General features: G+C 34.9%; 18 protein-coding genes and 4 tRNA genes. 21 read left to right on the top strand and 1 reads right to left on the bottom strand.

The annotated features are described in order from the left end of the window. Positions 1 to 131 precede the first annotated feature (131 nt). From ACEN2H_RS08475 to ACEN2H_RS08500, 6 genes are all read left to right on the top strand, one after another. Entirely contained in the window at positions 132 to 1223 is a 1092-nt protein-coding gene (locus ACEN2H_RS08475) for a S8 family serine peptidase (RefSeq protein WP_441731900.1), read from the top strand. A gap of 113 nt (positions 1224 to 1336) precedes the next feature. Beyond that, on the top strand, positions 1337 to 3280 hold the full coding sequence (locus ACEN2H_RS08480) for a putative porin (RefSeq protein ID WP_441731901.1): 1944 nt from the start codon (positions 1337 to 1339) through the stop codon (positions 3278 to 3280). A 193-nt stretch (positions 3281 to 3473) separates the two neighbouring features. Then, positions 3474 to 4835 (top strand): pyridoxal-phosphate dependent enzyme, encoded by a 1362-nt coding sequence (locus ACEN2H_RS08485; protein WP_441731902.1) that lies wholly within the window; start codon positions 3474 to 3476, stop codon positions 4833 to 4835. Between the two features lie 119 nt (positions 4836 to 4954). Continuing rightward, entirely contained in the window at positions 4955 to 5437 is a 483-nt protein-coding gene (locus tag ACEN2H_RS08490; RefSeq protein ID WP_441731903.1) for a 3'-5' exonuclease, read from the top strand. A gap of 110 nt (positions 5438 to 5547) precedes the next feature. Then, complete coding sequence (locus ACEN2H_RS08495) at positions 5548 to 6822, top strand: DUF2851 family protein (RefSeq protein WP_441731904.1); 1275 nt, start codon at positions 5548 to 5550, stop codon at positions 6820 to 6822. Positions 6823 to 6856: 34 nt separating this feature from the next. Beyond that, positions 6857 to 7111 carry a PspC domain-containing protein gene (locus tag ACEN2H_RS08500; protein ID WP_441731992.1) on the top strand — a complete coding sequence of 85 codons (255 nt, stop codon included), beginning with the start codon at positions 6857 to 6859 and terminating at the stop codon, positions 7109 to 7111. An 82-nt stretch (positions 7112 to 7193) separates the two neighbouring features. Here the strand turns inward: ACEN2H_RS08500 and ACEN2H_RS08505 are convergent, their stop codons facing one another. Further along, positions 7194 to 8672, bottom strand: coding sequence for an amino acid permease (locus ACEN2H_RS08505; protein WP_441731905.1), 1479 nt, complete (start codon positions 8670 to 8672; stop codon positions 7194 to 7196). Between the two features lie 312 nt (positions 8673 to 8984). Here ACEN2H_RS08505 and ACEN2H_RS08510 point away from each other — a divergent pair, with 312 nt between their 5' ends. The 15 genes from ACEN2H_RS08510 (at position 8985) to rplJ (ending at position 17264) form a co-directional block, all read left to right on the top strand. Beyond that, positions 8985 to 9872 (top strand): ComEA family DNA-binding protein, encoded by an 888-nt coding sequence (locus tag ACEN2H_RS08510; RefSeq protein ID WP_441731906.1) that lies wholly within the window; start codon positions 8985 to 8987, stop codon positions 9870 to 9872. Between the two features lie 145 nt (positions 9873 to 10017). Next, a complete protein-coding gene (locus ACEN2H_RS08515) occupies positions 10018 to 11187 on the top strand; it encodes an acyl-CoA dehydrogenase family protein (RefSeq protein ID WP_441731907.1) in 1170 nt (389 codons plus the stop codon). Between the two features lie 237 nt (positions 11188 to 11424). Further along, positions 11425 to 11619, top strand: coding sequence for a 30S ribosomal protein S21 (gene rpsU / locus ACEN2H_RS08520; protein WP_331577641.1), 195 nt, complete (start codon positions 11425 to 11427; stop codon positions 11617 to 11619). Positions 11620 to 11690: 71 nt separating this feature from the next. Then, positions 11691 to 12587, top strand: a complete 897-nt coding sequence (locus tag ACEN2H_RS08525; RefSeq protein WP_441731908.1) for a tyrosine-type recombinase/integrase — start codon at positions 11691 to 11693, stop codon at positions 12585 to 12587. Between the two features lie 34 nt (positions 12588 to 12621). Beyond that, positions 12622 to 12924 carry a ribosome hibernation-promoting factor, HPF/YfiA family gene (hpf, locus tag ACEN2H_RS08530; RefSeq protein WP_441731909.1) on the top strand — a complete coding sequence of 101 codons (303 nt, stop codon included), beginning with the start codon at positions 12622 to 12624 and terminating at the stop codon, positions 12922 to 12924. 92 nt (positions 12925 to 13016) lie between these two features. Continuing rightward, positions 13017 to 13090, top strand: a tRNA-Thr gene (locus ACEN2H_RS08535). Positions 13091 to 13146: 56 nt separating this feature from the next. Then, positions 13147 to 13227 (top strand) — tRNA-Tyr (locus tag ACEN2H_RS08540). Between the two features lie 85 nt (positions 13228 to 13312). Beyond that, positions 13313 to 13384: transfer RNA gene (locus tag ACEN2H_RS08545), tRNA-Thr, on the top strand. 54 nt (positions 13385 to 13438) lie between these two features. Continuing rightward, positions 13439 to 14626 (top strand): elongation factor Tu, encoded by a 1188-nt coding sequence (gene tuf / locus ACEN2H_RS08550; protein WP_441731910.1) that lies wholly within the window; start codon positions 13439 to 13441, stop codon positions 14624 to 14626. Positions 14627 to 14683: 57 nt separating this feature from the next. Continuing rightward, positions 14684 to 14754: transfer RNA gene (locus ACEN2H_RS08555), tRNA-Trp, on the top strand. A 17-nt stretch (positions 14755 to 14771) separates the two neighbouring features. Next, positions 14772 to 14969, top strand: a complete 198-nt coding sequence (locus ACEN2H_RS08560; RefSeq protein ID WP_441731911.1) for a preprotein translocase subunit SecE — start codon at positions 14772 to 14774, stop codon at positions 14967 to 14969. 8 nt (positions 14970 to 14977) lie between these two features. Next, the gene (nusG, locus tag ACEN2H_RS08565; protein WP_441731912.1) at positions 14978 to 15529 is read left to right on the top strand and encodes a transcription termination/antitermination protein NusG; all 552 of its coding nucleotides are present in this window, start codon (positions 14978 to 14980) and stop codon (positions 15527 to 15529) included. A gap of 65 nt (positions 15530 to 15594) precedes the next feature. Then, a complete protein-coding gene (gene rplK, locus ACEN2H_RS08570) occupies positions 15595 to 16032 on the top strand; it encodes a 50S ribosomal protein L11 (RefSeq protein ID WP_441731913.1) in 438 nt (145 codons plus the stop codon). 13 nt (positions 16033 to 16045) lie between these two features. After that, positions 16046 to 16735 (top strand): 50S ribosomal protein L1, encoded by a 690-nt coding sequence (gene rplA / locus ACEN2H_RS08575; protein WP_441731914.1) that lies wholly within the window; start codon positions 16046 to 16048, stop codon positions 16733 to 16735. A gap of 22 nt (positions 16736 to 16757) precedes the next feature. Next, entirely contained in the window at positions 16758 to 17264 is a 507-nt protein-coding gene (gene rplJ, locus ACEN2H_RS08580; protein WP_441731915.1) for a 50S ribosomal protein L10, read from the top strand. Positions 17265 to 17290 lie beyond the last annotated feature (26 nt).

Raw genomic sequence — 17290 nt, forward strand, 5'->3', positions numbered from 1 at the left:
TTTTCGTTTTTCCATCGTACAAAATTATAGTTTTTGATTTATAATTGTGTCCGATTATTTAAGGGGTCAATACAGCAGGAAATTCGCGAAATTTAGTTCATCCTCAAATAGCAGCAAAGACAGGATATGATTTGCTTATAGGGTCTACTTTATCAAAAAATTGTTTAGTAGTTGGAGCTGTTAATTATGTTTATAATTATGCTGATCCTTCAAATGTTATAATTTCTAGTTTTAGTAATTATGGACCTACAGATGATGGAAGAATAAAACCAGATGTCGTTGCTCAGGGAGTTCAGGTTTACTCGACAACATCAATTTCTGATGTGTCTTATGATAGCTTAAATGGAACTTCAATGGCAGCACCGGCGATTACAGGGTTAATTATGTTGTTGCAAGAGTATTATAAGAATTTGAACGGTGTTTTTATGAAGGCAGCTTCTGTCAGAGGTTTAATTTGCCATACAGCAAATGAAGTTGGTTTTTCATTAGGTCCAGATTATGAAAGCGGATGGGGCTTAGCTAATGGTAAAGAAGCTGCGAAGTTAATTTCATATAACGGTAGTAAATCTATAATTAAAGAAGAAAATTTGATTAATAATGGGGTCTACACAAGAACTTTTTCTGTAAATACTGCTCAGCCTTTATCGGTTTCTATTGCTTGGACCGATCCAGTTGGAGTTATAACTCCAACCGGTATTGAAGATAGTAGAAAATCCGTTTTAGTAAATAATTTGGATTTAAAAGTTTTTAAAGATGATGTTGTTTATTATCCTTGGAAATTGGATGCAAATAACCCACAGAGTCCCGCAACCAATAATTCAGATAATGAGGTGGATAATATTGAGAAAGTTTTTATTGAAAATGCTGAACCTGGTTTATATACCATTCAAGTAACCCATAAAGGCTCTCTTTTAAATGGAAGTCAAGAATTTACCTTAATTGCAGACGGACAAACTTCTAAAACATTAGCTTCTTCAGAATTTGTACTTAATGATGGCTTTAGAATTTTTCCAAATCCAGCTCAAGAAATTTTATTTTTTGACATGCCGTTGGGCTGCATACCACAAAGTATTGGGGTTTTTGATCTAACTGGTAAAATGATTCGTAGTTATAATTACGAGCAAAAAAACAACATAGACGTTTCTGGTCTGGTTTCAGGTGTGTATATTATTAAATTTACTTGTGAGGATAAAACTTTCAATTTAAAGTTCGTTAAAAAATAAAGAATATGATTTTCAATTTAATAAAAAAACATCCAAAAGAAATGGGTGTTTTTTTATGGATAAATATCATTTACCTTTGCCTTTATATAATAGCTTAATTACATCCTTTTCCAATGAGAATACTTTATTTTATATTTTTCTTAGCAGGTCCAATACTATTGTTTTCTCAAGATAAAACTAAAAGAAATTTAGCCGTAACTAATAAGGGTATGCAGCAACTTGATACTATTGGAAAAAAAACCAAGGTCGCAACTATGGATCAATATCGTTTTATTTCTATAGAACGCGATACCACGTACCTCGATACTTCACTTACCATTCAAAAGGAGTACAGTTTTAATTATCTTCGAAAAGACAACTTTGGACTATTGGCTTTTTCCAATGAGGGTCAAACTTACAATACTTTGCAATACAGTTTAAACGAAATTTCGCCTCTACCTGAATTTGGTTTTAAGGCAAAACATTTTAATTTTTTGGAAGCAAATGATATAAAATATAGCTCTGTGGCCACACCGGTTACCGAATTGTATTTTAAATCGGTAATGCAAAAGGGACAAACTCTAGATGCCTTTTTTACTTTAAACATTAATCCAAGACTCAATTTTTCGATTGCATATAAAGGATTGCGTTCTGAAGGGAAGTATATAAACCAACTTTCTAGTACTGGAAATTTCAGATTCACAACAAGCTATAATACAAAAAATGATCGTTATTTTGCTAAGGCACATTTTACATATCAAGATATATTGAACGAAGAAAATGGTGGGATAACCACAATTTCCGATTTTGATGATGAAGACCCTAGATACGATAATAGACAAAGACTCCAGGTATACCTTAACGATACTAAGTCTTTTCTGAAAGGGAAGCGAGTTTTTGTAGACCACTTTTTAAGGGTCAATGCAGAGAAAAGTGATAATAATTTGTATGTCACGCATCAGTTTAATTACGAAAACAAATTTTTTGAATACAATCAGCTAACGGTTCCTTCAACTGTTGGTTCAGCACCGGTTTATAGATTTGGAGATTCTTTTCTTACGTCTGGTATTAATGACCAGACACGTTACAATAAGATGTATAATAAGCTTGGGTTGGTTTATGAAAACACCACGCTAGGAAAATTTCAATTTTTTGCTGATGATTTTCGAAGCAATTATTACTACAATCAGATATTGATTTTTGACGATAAAACAGTCCCAGCTTCATTAACGCGAAATATAAATAGTTTAGGAGGTCAGTACGATTATCAAAAGAATAAATGGAATGGGAAATTCTCGTATTCAAGATCCGCTACAAACCAGTCGTTGTCGAATTTAGATGCTAATTTGAACTATGATTTGAATGATGACTATCAATTTTCATTCGGCTATCAAAACTTGAACAAGTTGCCTAATGATAATTACAATCTCTACCAAAGTAGTTATGTGAATTACAATTGGTCTAAGGATTTCAAAAACGAAAAAATAAATTCTATTACTGCCGAGGCTGAAACTCCTTGGGTCGGAGCATCAATCAAGTTTATGACGCTTAAAGACCATTTGTACTTTAGCAATACGGCAACAGACGCTAGCCAACAGATTATAACTCCACAACAGTATGGTAACAGTATAAATTACGTGTCGGTGAAACTGAATAAGGAAATAGCTTTCGGAAGGTTCGCTTTGGATAATACTATCTTGTATCAAAAAACAGATCAAAGCGAAACGATTTTAAATGTTCCTGAACTTGTTACGAGAAACACATTCTACTATACCAATTATCTGTTTAAGAAAGCCTTGTTTTTGCAAACAGGAATTACCTTGAATTATTTTACGAAATATTTAGCTAATGACTATAATCCCGTGACAGGAGAGTTTTTTGTTCAAAATAAAAAAGAAATTGGAAGTTATCCAAACCTTGATTTTTTTATCAATGTCAAAATTCAAAGAACTAGAATTTATCTTAAAGCAGAGCATTTTAATTCTTCTTTTACAGGAAATAATTTCTATTCAGCACCAAACACTCCATACCGTGATTTCATGATCCGTTTTGGTTTGATTTGGAATTTCTTTAATTAGAGAACTGTATCTCCTATCTTTTCCTAATACTTTTGCCGGTCCAGCCGCTATGTCCTAACATGCTCAAAGCAAATGAGGCAAAGATTTCGCTTTTGCCAAGAACGCAAAAGCTCTTAAACAGCTTTACTCAATAACAAAATACTATCTTTGCAAAGATATTTATCACAAATAAAATACTTAAACGCAGAATTAAATGCAATACGCAGAAAACATATTAGGTACAATTGGTAACACGCCGTTAGTGAGGTTAAACAAAGTAACTGAAGGAATAGATGCATTGGTACTAGCTAAAATCGAGTCTTTTAATCCCGGAAATTCTGCAAAAGACAGGATGGCTACAAAAATGATTGCTGATGCTGAAGCTGATGGTAGGTTAAAGCCCGGAGGGACAATAATAGAAGGAACTTCTGGTAACACTGGAATGGGTTTGGCCTTGGTCGCGATTATAAAAGGCTACAAGTTGATTTGTGTAATTTCAGACAAACAATCCAAAGAAAAGATGGATATTCTGCGCGCAGTGGGTGCAAAAGTGGTGGTTTGCCCTACGGATGTGGAACCAACTGACCCGCGGTCGTATTATTCCGTTTCTAGAAGATTAGCTGAAGAGACTCCCAATTCTTGGTATGTCAATCAGTACGATAATCCATCAAATGCGTTGGCTCATTACGAACAAACAGGACCGGAAATTTGGGAACAAACCGAAGGTAAAATAACTCATTTCGTTGTTGGAGTGGGGACAGGAGGAACTATATCAGGAATCGCAAAATATCTGAAAGAGAAGAATCCAAATATTAAGATTTGGGGTATTGACACTTATGGTTCGGTATTTAAAAAATACCACGAAACAGGCATTTTTGATGAGAACGAGATCTATTCCTATATTACAGAAGGAATCGGAGAAGATATATTGCCTAAAAACGTTAACTTTTCATTGATTGATGGGTTTACAAAAGTAACTGACAAAGATGCTGCGGTTTACACTCGCAAAATTGCTGTTGAAGAAGGTATTTTTGCAGGGAATTCGGCGGGAGCGGTAGTAAAGGGATTGTTGCAGCTAAAAGAGCATTTCAAGCCAGAGGACGTTGTTGTTGCTTTATTTCATGATTCTGGGAGTCGCTATGTAGGAAAAATGTACAATGACGAATGGATGCGCGAAAGAGGCTTTCTGGAGGAGGTGATAACCAAAGCAGAAGATGTAATAAAAGATCATATAGATAAACCATTAATCGTAGCGCGTACTGAAGAATTGGTTTCGCATGCTATTGAAAGAATGCGTAAATATAAAATCTCACAAATTCCTGTGATGGATATAAACGGATTTGTTGGTTCTCTTGATGAATCTGGCTTATTTCAAAGTTATATTAGTGATAAAAATTCTGCAGAAAGACCGATCAGAGAAATCATGGGAAAACCATATCCTATTGTAAAAAAGGGAACGACTATTGAAGCGGTTTCTAAGTTATTCAGCAGAGAAAATGCTGCTGTTTTGATTGATTTAGAGAATGGAAAATTTCATATTATCACGAAATATGATATCATTGGTTCGATTAAATAGAAGCTTTTTGTCATAATTAATTTAGATGCTAAACCTAGCGTCGCTTTGTGTGAACGTTTCAAGTTCGTAGCTTTTTAACTCTTGAAAATAAAGACAGCAATCTTAATCCCTTAATAGAAATGACTTTTACTGCAATAGATTTTGAAACTGCAACAGCATTTCATCCTTGCTCTGTTGGCATTGTTACCGTAGAAAACGGAATAATTGTCGACGAATACGTAAGCTTGATTAAGCCGCCAAACAATTTTTACTCTCCCTTCACTATTCAAGTGCACGGAATATATCCACGTGATACGGTAAACGCAAAATCATTCTCGCAAGTTTTTCCTGAAATACAAAAACGACTACAAAATAGAATTGTAGTGGCTCATAATGAAAGCTTTGACAGGAATGTTTTGGCTAAATCGATGGCTTTATACAATTTAAGCTATGCTGATTTGAATATTGGCACTCGCTGGGAATGTACTGTAAAAATATACAAAGCTAAAGGTTTGAAACCAACTAAATTAAGTGACTGTTGCAGAGAAATGAAAATTGCTTTAAATCACCATGAGGCTTTATCTGACGCCAGAGCTTGCGCAAAACTGTATATGTTGCGATAGTTTTTATCACTAGAAATGGTAACTATTGCTTTAAGATTCTTCTTTTTTTTAGAAGAGGTAAGTTGTGCTTTTTTTTTATTACTTTAGTTAGTCATTAACGAGGTTTTACGATGAAAGAAGATTTTCTACATTACCTATGGAAATTTAAGAAGTTTGATACTCTAAATTTAAAAACCTCCAAGAGTGAGGATGTTACAATAAGTAATGTTGGTCAATATCTAGAGTTAGCAGGGCCTGATTTTTTCAATGCCCAGATTACCATTGGTGACCAGAAATGGGCAGGCAATGTGGAAATACATCTTAAGTCATCGGATTGGTATGCCCATCACCATGAAAATGACGCAGCTTATGAAAACGTAATTCTCCATGTGGTGTGGGAACATGATATCGAGATTTTCAGAAAAAACAATATTGAAATTGCTGTTTTAGAGCTTAAAAATTATGTGGGTAAATCGGTATTGGATAGTTACCAGTTATTGATGAAGCCAAAATCCTGGATTTTTTGTGAGAAACAAATTAGTACAATAGATGATTTTATAGTCAGGAATTGGCAAGAACGTTTGTTTTTTGAACGTCTCGAGCGAAAATCAAAACCTATTCATGATTTATTAGAACAAACCAATAATGATTGGGAAGCTGTTTTATTTTGTCTTTTGGCGAAAAACTTTGGACTCAATACCAATGGGGATATTTTCTTTAAAACTGCCAAATCCATTCCATTTTCAACCATTAGAAAGGAAAGCTTTGAGCAAGAGAATTTAGAAGCGCTCTTATTTGGGAATGCGGGTTTATTGGATGGAGAAAAGGAAGATAATTACTGTAGGAGTTTGAGATCTAGGTTTGACTATTTAAGACATAAATACCAACTAGAAAAATGTTCATTCGAGCCAGTTCAGTTTTTTAAGCATCGACCAGATAATTTTCCGACCATACGACTGTCACAGTTAGCTATGTTGTATCATATTGAACAGAATCTGTTTTCAAAAACCTGTAAAATTAATTCTGTTGCGGCCGTTTATGATATCTTCAAAGTTAACGCCCAGGATTATTGGCAGGACCATTATCAGTTTGACAAAAAAAGTCCGGTGAAGAAAAAAATGCTTTCCAAGTCGTTTATCGATTTGATTGTCATAAATACTATAGTTCCAGTTTTGTTTGCATTTGCAAAAAGCCAAGGAAGAGAAATTTCTGAGAATTTAGTTGAATTAATAAATCAGGTTTCTCCAGAGAAGAATGCCATTATAGATAAGTTCAGCTATTTTGGAATAAAATCAACAAATGCTTTTCAAACTCAGTCCTTGTTACAGCTCAAAAACGAGTACTGTAATAAAAGCAAATGTTTGGAATGCGCTATAGGAATGGAGTTGTTGAAGAATAAAAAATAAAATGACTCTAGTAAAAAATTCAGTACTTTTGCATATGCACAAAACAGAATCACATAAGAAATTACCAACAGTTATAAAGCTTAAGTATTTCTTTGAAAAATATGGTTTCCACGTTTCTTCTCGACTAGCAGACAGCTTGGGTATGCGGGTAGCAAGTGTTCGTCTGTTTTTTATTTACATATCGTTTGTCACCGCGGGATTATGGTTTGGAGTGTATTTAACGCTAGCTTTCTGGATCCGACTTAAGGATTTGATTCGGGCAAAACGAACCTCGGTATTCGATTTATAGAGTTTTTAAAAAATTAGCATATAAAAAGGGATCATAAAGTGAGTAATTACTTTACGATCCCTTTCTTAATTCTTAGAGAAAATTATTTTTGCGGATTGTTTAGCTTACTTTTTTTCTTGCCATAGGCAAAATAAATAGCAACTCCAATAATCATCCAAATTGCAAGTCTTTCCCAACTTTCAATAGGTAAGCCAGCCATCAAGATTAGACAGATAACAACTCCTACAATGGGAAATACTGGTACAAATGGTACTCTAAAACCTCTTACTGCATCAGGATTGGTTTTTCTCATTACCACAACTCCAATACATACAAGAGCAAACGCAAATAATGTTCCTATACTTACCATATGACCTAGGTCTGACACAGGAACAAATCCCGCAAACATACTAACAAAAACCATGAAAAGTAGGTTTGTTTTGTATGGTGTTCTATTTGTTGAATGTAATGTGCTGAAAAATTTAGGTAGTAATCCATCAACACTCATGCTATAAAAAACCCTACTTTGTCCCATCAACATCACTAACATTACAGAGGTATATCCAGCAATAATAGCAATTGTTAATGCTGAGTTTAAGAATGTATAACCTGTCTTAGCAAATGCTGTAGTCACAGGGCTTGCGTCACCTTTAAAGTTAAGATAGTTTTCTAAACCAGTCAAAACAAAAGCAAATAGAACATATAAAACGGTACAAATTATTAACGATCCTAATATACCAATTGGCATACCCTTTTGTGGGTCTTTTGCTTCTTGTGCAGCTGTAGAAACAGCGTCAAATCCAATGAACGCAAAAAACACAACCCCAGCACCTCGTAGGATACCACTCCATCCGTAATGACCAAAGTAATCACTACTAAAAAAATTCAAAAAGCTCATTTTTCCAGAGCTTAAAAGTGCTTCACCTTCATTTACTGGAATAAACGGAGTATGATTTGCTCCATCAATAAAACCCCATCCTAAACCAATGAATACAACAACAACAGTTACTTTTAGAATAACCAAAATATTATTAATTAAAGCAGATTCTTTTGTACCTCTAATCAATAGTAGAGAGAGAGCGAAAATAATTAATATGGCGGGTAAATTAATGAATCCTGGTTTCTCATCCCATGGTCCATGGAGTATTGCTTGCGGAATAGAGAGTCCATAGTTGCCAAGGAATTTATCTACGTATTGAGACCAGCTTACTGCTACCGTTGCGGCTCCGAGAGCATATTCAAGTACTAAATCCCATCCAATAATCCAAGCAACAAACTCTCCCATTGTTGCATAAGAATAGGTGTACGCACTACCTGCAACAGGTATCATTGAGGCAAATTCGGCGTAGCACAATCCAGCAAAGGCGCAACCTACAGCAGCTAAGATAAAGGATAACGTTACTGCAGGTCCTGCATTTTCTGCAGCTGCAATTCCTGTTAAAGAAAATAACCCAGCACCAATTATCGCCCCAACTCCAAGAGCAACAAGGGACCGAGCAGATAACGTTCTTTTTAACCCTTTCTCGTCTTCTGAAGCTTCATTCAGTAAAACCGACAGTGGTTTTGTTTTCCAAATTGACATATATTTATTGGTTTTTTGTTATTAGTGCTCAAATGTATTATTTTTTACAAAATATAAAAATATTATTTGAACTAAATAAGAAAATAAAACTGTGGTCAGAATATGATTTAGTTCCGCATTTCGAAATATTTTGTGATCTAAATAATGATTTGTTTGCTTAGGGCTGAGTTTTATAACAATAATTAAGATTTTTTTTCGTGAAATATTTTTTTTGTCTGACATTTTTATAATTTTAATGTCAAAATTAAGGGGGCTTAATATGGAATACTATTTCTCAATTAATACAGTTTTTTACACTCAATATTTGTCGATATGAATTTCAAAAATATAGCTGTTTATTTTAAATTCACTAAAAGTCAGCGTACTGGTGTTTTGATTCTCTTTGCCATCATTGTAGTTTTTCAATTGGCTTATTTTTTTGTCAATATTGATTCAATTGAAAAGGAATCTCCCGAAAAACAGAAGTGGCTATCCGTGCAATCTGAAATAGATTCTTTAAATAGATCAAAGCAAAAGCTTGTGGTTAAAACATACTCCTTTAATCCTAATTTTATTTCAGATTATAAAGGGTACAGGCTTGGGATGTCAGTTCCTGAAATAGATAGACTACTTGCATTTAGAAAAGAAAATAAATACGTGAATTCTGCAAAAGAATTTCAAGACGTAACTATGGTTTCTGATTCGTTATTAACTGTACTAGCTCCATATTTCAAATTTCCAGATTGGGTCATAAATAAAAGTACGAACAAAAAATATTTGAATTATGAAGAAAAGGCTTTTGGCCAAAAAGAAAAAATAGTAGTAGCGGACATCAATAATGCTAAACAAGAAGATTTAACTAAGATTTTTGGAATCGGAGAGGTTCTCTCTCTTAGAATTTTAAAGTTAAAGGAGAGTCTGGGTGAATTCGTTTCTATGGAACAGATGAAAGATGTTTGGGGACTATCACCCGAGGTAATCACTAATCTTAATATGCATTATAAAATTTTTGCTTTTCCGAATATAAAGAAATTGGATATCAATAATGCTTCAGTGAAGGAAATGGCCCAATTTCCATACTTTAGATATGCTTTGGCGAAGCAAATAGTGACTTACCGCAGTATGAATGGAGATATTAAAAATATTGAGGATTTAACAAAAATTAAGGATTTTCCTGTTGAAAAGTCAAATATAATTGGCTTATATTTGACTTTTAATTAGAAGTGCGTAATATGGTGATTTATTTTTTTAATCAGGAGTGGGTCTATAAGCTCAAAAATTTTAAATTTAGAACTATAAAAGCCATTTTGACTTAAATTACAGTCCACTTTAACTACAAAATAAAAAAAACAAACACATTATTTACATGAATTCGAGATATTTCACAGAAGAACATCAATTATTTAGGGAGAGTTTAAAAGATTTTTTACATAAAGAAGTAGTGCCTCATATTGAAAAATGGGAGAAAACAGGTGAGATAGAACGTTTTATATGGAAAAAGTTTGGAGAAATGGGTTTTTTTGGAATACCCTACCCTGAGGTTTATGGAGGGTTGAATCTAGACCTGTTTTACACAGTTATTTTTTTAGAAGAGCTTCAGAAAATTAAATCTGGTGGCTTCGCAGCCGCGATGTGGGCGCATTCTTATTTAGCAATGACGCATTTAAATGCTGAAGGCGATGAGCGCATTAAACAAGACTATTTAGCGGCAAGTATTGCTGGTGATAAAATAGGCGCTTTATGTATTACAGAGCCTTTTGGTGGTAGTGACGTTGCCGCTATGCGTACTGTAGCTATTAGAAAAGGAGATAAATATATTATCAATGGTTCGAAAACCTTCATTACTAACGGTGTCTATGGTGATTATTACGTAGTTGCGGCAAAAACAAGCCCTGAGCTTGGAAATAAAGGAATAAGTATTTTCTTGGTAGACAGTAACCTTAAAGGGGTTTCGGCTATAAAACTCGATAAATTAGGTTGGAGAGCTTCAGATACTGGAGAGATTGCATTTGATGATGTAGAAATTCCTGTTGAAAACTTAATGGGAGAAGAAGGGAAAGGCTTTCCTTATATTATGCAGCACTTTGCATTAGAGCGTTTGATTATGGCTATAAATGCTCATGCGAGAGCGGAGTATGCAATTGACTATACAATAGAATACATGTCACAGCGAGAAGCATTTGGTAAAACGATAGATAAGTTTCAGGCATTAAGACATAAGTTAGTCGAGCATGCAACAGATGTAGAGCATTGCAAAGTGTTTAATTATTCAGCCGTAGCTAGATTAGATAAAGGGGAATACGTAGTTAAGGAGGCAACTATGGCCAAATTACAATCTACAAAAGTGTCTGACGAAACAATTTATAGTTGCTTACAAATGTTGGGTGGTTATGGGTATATGGAAGAGTATCCATTAGCTCGTTTATTTAGAGATAGCCGTTTGGGGCCGATAGGAGGTGGGACTTCAGAAATTCTCAAGGAAATTTTATCAAAAATGATAATTGACAAACAAAATTATAAGCCAGCTGTGAAATAATATCTTGCTTAAAATAATAATATAAATCCGTTGGTAAAACAGCGAACTATATTTAAACTTTTTTAAATGGATTGAAAGATTTATTTAAGTATAAATGTAAAAAAAGAGTCAAAAAACTGTTCGGAGGCTATTTTATTTGTCAATATGCACCGTTTTTTCAAAATAATCAGAATTCATGAGGAGTAACTCAAAATATTGATTACTTTTGCGCACTTAACGAGAGGGGGTGTCAAAATTATGTTAATTATACCAATTAAAGACGGAGAAAATATCGATAGAGCATTAAAGCGCTATAAAAGAAAATTTGATAAAACAGGAACTGTTCGTCAGTTACGTGCACGTACTGCTTTTATTAAGCCTTCTGTAAAAAATAGAATTAAAGTTCAGAAAGCAGCTTACATTCAAAACATGAGAGACAACTTAGAGAACTAAGTTATTTCTTTTTAAATTCAATACCGTTAGTCGTCAAAGTTTCTTAGCTTTGACGCTAACGGTTTTTTTATATGGTCAACACTACTGACGCATTCATGGCTTATCTACAGAAGGAGAAAAAATACTCTCCTCATACCATAAATGCGTACTTGAATGATATAGCAAACTTCCAGTCGTTCAATAAAGTTCATTTCGATCAAAATAATATAGAAAAGGTAAATTACAGTCAAATTAGAACTTGGATTGTGTCTCTTGTGGATAACGATATATCGAATGTTTCAGTAAACAGGAAAATTTCGTCTTTGAAAGCTTTTTATAAATTTCTTTTGAAAATTAAGCAAATTGAAGTTAGCCCCTTGCTTAAGCATAAAACCTTAAAAATTTCAAAGAAAATTCAGATCCCTTTTTCAGAAAAAGAGGTTGCCGAAGTGTTAACTGGGATTCAAAATCCATCTGGTTTTGAAGAAGTGAGGGATAAATTAATAATAGATTTGTTTTATACCACAGGAATACGAAGAACTGAACTGATTCGTCTAAAAGGTCTAGATGTTGATTTCTCAAATAACACGATAAAGGTTTTGGGTAAGAGAAACAAAGAAAGAATTATTCCTGTTTTGCCGATAATAAAGGAGGAGCTTTCCTTGTATGTTTTTGAGAGGTCGTCTTTAGAATCGATTAAGGATAAGGAGTTTCTTTTTTTAACAAAAAAAGGGTTGAAATTAAACGATTCTTTTGTGTATCGTTTAATAAATTCTTACTTTAGTGCGGTCTCTGAAAAAGTAAAAAAAAGCCCGCACATTTTACGACATACGTTCGCAACGCATTTGTTAAATAATGGGGCTGATTTGAATTCGGTGAAGGAGTTATTAGGGCATGCGAGTTTAGCTTCAACACAAGTTTATACACACAGTAGCTTGTCTGAGCTAAAAAAAGTTTACGAAGATTCTCATCCAAGAAATAAAAGATAATTCACAAAAGGTTTAACCATTAAATTAATTGATTATGAAGGTAAATGTTCACGCAGTCAACTTTAACGTTGACGGGAAGCTGGTAGATTTTGTTCAAGACAGAATGGATAAATTGGAGAAGTATTACGATAAGGTAGTGTCTTCAAATGTCTATTTGAAAGTGGAGAAGACAAGCGATAAGGAAAATAAGATTGTTGAGGTAAAGATGAACGTTCCCGGAGATGATTTTATGGTTAAAAAGCAATGCAAAACTTTTGAAGAAGGGATTGAATTGTCAGCCGAATCTTTGGAGCGATTATTGGTTAAAAGAAAAGAAAAGATGAGTCCGCATATATAATATTAAAGTTTTTTTAAAAAATGTTTTGATTGAGAGATAAAATTTCTACATTTGCAGTCCGTTAGAAATAGCGGACTTTTTTTATCAATATTGCCAGCGTAGCTCAGTTGGCTAGAGCAGCTGATTTGTAATCAGCAGGTCGTGGGTTCGAGTCCCTCCGCCGGCTCTAAAGATGCAGTACACTTGAATGTGGCTAAATGGAATATTGGGAATAAAAAAAGAGGGGAGATACTCAAGCGGCCAACGAGGGCAGACTGTAAATCTGCTGTGTAAACTTCGCAGGTTCGAATCCTGCTCTCCCCACAAGAATTGATTTTAGATTGCGGGTTTTAGATCGTAGATTGAAAGGTTTAAAATCGGAAATCTAAATTGTTCAATCAAGGATTCTGCCGACTTAGCTCAGAGGTAGAGTGCTTCCTTGGTAAGGAAGAGGTCACGGGTTCAATTCCCGTAGTTGGCTCAAGTAAGTAGGAAATTGAAAATGAATATATAACTAGATTAAAAATTAAGTAAAATGGCAAAAGAAACCTTTAACCGTAACAAACCCCACTTAAACATTGGAACAATTGGGCACGTGGATCACGGAAAAACTACATTAACTGCGGCAATAACTAAAGTGTTATCTGATGCAGGTTACTGTCAAGCAAAATCATTTGATCAAATTGATAATGCTCCTGAAGAAAAAGAAAGAGGTATTACAATTAATACATCTCACGTTGAGTATGAAACTGCTAATCGTCATTACGCTCACGTTGACTGTCCAGGTCACGCGGATTACGTAAAAAACATGGTTACCGGTGCTGCTCAAATGGATGGTGCTATTCTTGTTGTAGCTGCTACTGATGGACCAATGCCACAAACACGTGAGCACATTCTATTAGGTCGCCAAGTTGGTATTCCTAGAATGGTTGTATTCATGAACAAAGTGGATATGGTTGATGATGAAGAGTTATTGGAATTAGTCGAAATGGAAATTAGAGACTTATTGTCTTTCTATGAATATGATGGAGATAATGGTCCTGTTGTTCAAGGTTCTGCTTTAGGTGGTTTGAACAATGATCCAGTATGGGTTCCTAAAATTCTTGAATTGATGGAAGCGGTTGACGCGTGGATTGAAGAGCCGGTGAGAGATACTGACAAGCCTTTCTTGATGCCTGTTGAAGATGTGTTCTCAATTACTGGTCGTGGAACTGTTGCTACAGGTCGTATCGAAACTGGTATTGCTAACACTGGTGATGCTGTTGAAATCATTGGAATGGGAGCTGAAAAATTGACTTCTGTTATAACAGGTGTTGAGATGTTCCGTAAAATCCTTGATAGAGGAGAAGCTGGAGATAACGTAGGTATTTTATTGAGAGGTGTTCAAAAAGAAGACATCAAAAGAGGAATGGTTATCGTTAAGCCAGGATCAGTAAAACCACACGCTACTTTCAAAGCTGAGGTATATATCTTGAAAAAAGAAGAAGGTGGACGTCATACTCCATTTCATAATAACTACCGTCCACAGTTTTACGTACGTACAACAGATGTGACGGGTGTTATTTCTTTACCAGAAGGTGTAGAGATGGTTATGCCAGGAGATAACTTAACTATTAACGTAGCTTTGTTAAGTCCAATCGCAATGAATGTTGGATTACGTTTTGCTATCCGTGAAGGAGGTAGAACTGTTGGTGCAGGTCAGGTAACTGAAATTGTAGCGTAATTCAATAAAATAAATCTGAGACCAGTAGCTACGCATGTAGTTACTGGTTTTTAACGAACGGGCGTAGTTCAAGGGTAGAATAGCGGTCTCCAAAACCGTTGATGGGGGTTCGAATCCCTCCGCCCGTGCAAAAAAATAAATCATAATGGCAAAAATAGTTAATTACATATCAGAATCATTTGAGGAATTAAAGTCAAATATGACTTGGCCAGTTTGGGCTGAAGTACAACGTCTTACCATTGTTGTTGCTATTTTCTCTGTATTATTCGCCTTGGCAACATGGGGAGTAGATGAGTTTTTTGCGTCAGCATTAGCCGGATTTTTTAACTGGATCAAAGCTTAATTTTTGTTATGACGGATAATAATCTAAAAAAGTGGTATGTCGTTCGAGCAGTAAGCGGACAAGAGAATAAAGTGAAGGCCTACATAGAATCGGAAATCGCAAGGTTAGGGATGGCTGATTATGTTTCTCAAGTACTTGTGCCTACTGAAAAAGTAGTTACTGTGAAAGATGGTAAAAAACTGATCAAGGAAAAAGTTTATTTTTCTGGTTATGTTATGATTGAAGCGAATCTAGTAGGAGAAATACCTCATATTATTAAGTCTGTGACTAGTGTTATCGGCTTTCTAGGTGAAACTAAAGGCGGGGAGCCAGTTCCTTTAAGGCAATCAGAGGTAAACAGAATGTTAGGTAAAGTAGATGAGTTAGCCGTTAATGCAGATACTCGGTCGATACCATTTAATATTGGTGAAACAATTAAGGTTGTTGATGGTCCTTTTAACGGTTTTAACGGAACGGTTGAGAAAATTAATGAAGAAAAGCGTAAACTAGAAGTGATGGTGAAAATTTTCGGAAGAAAGACACCTTTGGAGTTAGGGTTTATGCAAGTTGAAAAAGTATAATATTTTGTTACATATAATTCCATTACAATCGCTTCCAATGATTGTGATGTTAAATTTTTTAAAAAATGGCTAAAGAAATTAGTAAAGTAGTTAAACTACAAGTTAAGGGAGGTGCTGCGAATCCATCGCCACCGGTTGGACCTGCTTTAGGAGCTGCTGGTGTAAACATCATGGAGTTCTGTAAGCAATTCAATGCTAGAACTCAGGATAAAGCCGGCAAAATATGCCCAGTACAGATTACTGTGTATAAAGACAAATCATTTGAATTTGTTGTTAAAACTCCGCCTGCAGCTGTTCAGTTAATGGAAGCTGCAAAGCTAAAATCAGGTTCTGGAGAGCCTAATCGTAAAAAAGTAGCTAGTGTTACTTGGGAACAAATTAGAGCTATTGCTGAAGACAAGATGCCTGACTTAAATGCGTTCACAACAGAAGCTGCGATGAGTATGGTTGTTGGGACAGCTAAGTCTATGGGTATAACTGTATCAGGAGACTCTCCTTTTTAATTAAAAGAAAGAAATGGCAAAATTAACAAAAAAGCAAAAAGAGGCTGCTTCAAAGATTGACAAAAACAAAGTATACTCTCTAAAAGATGCTGCGGCATTAATAAAAGTAGTTGCTTCTGCAAAGTTTGACGAGTCTGTTGATATCGCAGTTCGATTGGGTGTAGATCCAAGAAAAGCAAATCAAATGGTGAGAGGTGTGGTAACATTGCCTCATGGAACTGGTAAAGACGTTAAAGTATTGGCATTAGTTACTCCAGACAAAGAAGCAGAAGCTTTGGCAGCCGGAGCTGACTATGTAGGTCTTGACGACTATTTAGCGAAGATTAAAGCGGGTTGGACAGATGTTGATGTAATCATCACTATGCCAAGCGTTATGGGTAAATTAGGTCCATTAGGTCGTATATTAGGACCTAGAGGTTTAATGCCTAACCCTAAAACAGGTACTGTAACTATGGATGTTGCAAAAGCTGTTCAAGAGGTAAAAGCTGGTAAAATCGATTTCAAAGTTGATAAAACTGGTATTGTACATGCAGGAATTGGTAAAGTTTCTTTTGGAACGGAGCAAATTGTTGAAAATGCACACGAAATTATTCAAACATTAATCAAACTTAAACCAACTGCGGCTAAAGGAGTGTACATTAAAAGTATATACCTTACAAGCACTATGAGTCCTGCTATTGCATTAGACCCAAAAGCAGTATAATTGGTAGTTAATAATTTTTAGTATGACTAGAGAAGAAAAATCAATCGCGATTGAAGAATTAACTGCACAGTTAGCTGGTACAAATATTGTTTACATAGCAGATATTTCAGGACTAAATGCAGATACAACTTCAAAGTTGAGGAGAGCTTGTTTCAAAGCAAATATTAAATTAGAGGTAGTAAAAAACACTTTGCTTGTAAAAGCAATGGCAGCTTCTGAAAATGAATATGGTGACTTACCGTCAGTTTTGACTGGTAACAGCGCTATATTCACATCAGAGATCGCAAACGCACCTGGAAAGATAATAAAAGATTTCCGTAAGAAATCAACTAAGCCACTTTTAAAGGGTGCTTATATCAATGCGGAAGTTTATATTGGAGATGACCAGTTAGATGCGTTGGCAACTATCAAATCAAGAGAAGAACTTATTGGCGAAATCATTGGATTACTTCAATCACCAGCACAAAGAGTTATTTCTGCTCTTCAAAATCAATTTGCCAAAGAAGAGGCAGTTGAAGAAGAGGCATAATAAAAACAGAGTTTATCTCAGTTCTT

The sequence above is a fragment of the Flavobacterium sp. W22_SRS_FP1 genome, assembly GCF_052113685.1.
Lineage (GTDB): Bacteria > Bacteroidota > Bacteroidia > Flavobacteriales > Flavobacteriaceae > Flavobacterium.

What these genes read in the sequence shown, in the direction of transcription:
- ACEN2H_RS08480 (WP_441731901.1), top strand. Translation starts at nt 1,337, where the DNA reads ATGAGAATACTTTATTTTATATTTTTCTTAGCAGGTCCAATACTATTG.
- ACEN2H_RS08485 (WP_441731902.1), top strand. Translation starts at nt 3,474, where the DNA reads ATGCAATACGCAGAAAACATATTAGGTACAATTGGTAACACGCCGTTA.
- ACEN2H_RS08490 (WP_441731903.1), top strand. Translation starts at nt 4,955, where the DNA reads ATGACTTTTACTGCAATAGATTTTGAAACTGCAACAGCATTTCATCCT.
- ACEN2H_RS08495 (WP_441731904.1), top strand. Translation starts at nt 5,548, where the DNA reads ATGAAAGAAGATTTTCTACATTACCTATGGAAATTTAAGAAGTTTGAT.
- ACEN2H_RS08500 (WP_441731992.1), top strand. Translation starts at nt 6,857, where the DNA reads ATGCACAAAACAGAATCACATAAGAAATTACCAACAGTTATAAAGCTT.
- ACEN2H_RS08505 (WP_441731905.1), bottom strand. Translation starts at nt 8,672, where the DNA reads ATGTCAATTTGGAAAACAAAACCACTGTCGGTTTTACTGAATGAAGCT.
- ACEN2H_RS08510 (WP_441731906.1), top strand. Translation starts at nt 8,985, where the DNA reads ATGAATTTCAAAAATATAGCTGTTTATTTTAAATTCACTAAAAGTCAG.
- ACEN2H_RS08515 (WP_441731907.1), top strand. Translation starts at nt 10,018, where the DNA reads ATGAATTCGAGATATTTCACAGAAGAACATCAATTATTTAGGGAGAGT.
- rpsU (WP_331577641.1), top strand. Translation starts at nt 11,425, where the DNA reads ATGTTAATTATACCAATTAAAGACGGAGAAAATATCGATAGAGCATTA.
- ACEN2H_RS08525 (WP_441731908.1), top strand. Translation starts at nt 11,691, where the DNA reads ATGGTCAACACTACTGACGCATTCATGGCTTATCTACAGAAGGAGAAA.
- hpf (WP_441731909.1), top strand. Translation starts at nt 12,622, where the DNA reads ATGAAGGTAAATGTTCACGCAGTCAACTTTAACGTTGACGGGAAGCTG.
- tuf (WP_441731910.1), top strand. Translation starts at nt 13,439, where the DNA reads ATGGCAAAAGAAACCTTTAACCGTAACAAACCCCACTTAAACATTGGA.
- ACEN2H_RS08560 (WP_441731911.1), top strand. Translation starts at nt 14,772, where the DNA reads ATGGCAAAAATAGTTAATTACATATCAGAATCATTTGAGGAATTAAAG.
- nusG (WP_441731912.1), top strand. Translation starts at nt 14,978, where the DNA reads ATGACGGATAATAATCTAAAAAAGTGGTATGTCGTTCGAGCAGTAAGC.
- rplK (WP_441731913.1), top strand. Translation starts at nt 15,595, where the DNA reads ATGGCTAAAGAAATTAGTAAAGTAGTTAAACTACAAGTTAAGGGAGGT.
- rplA (WP_441731914.1), top strand. Translation starts at nt 16,046, where the DNA reads ATGGCAAAATTAACAAAAAAGCAAAAAGAGGCTGCTTCAAAGATTGAC.
- rplJ (WP_441731915.1), top strand. Translation starts at nt 16,758, where the DNA reads ATGACTAGAGAAGAAAAATCAATCGCGATTGAAGAATTAACTGCACAG.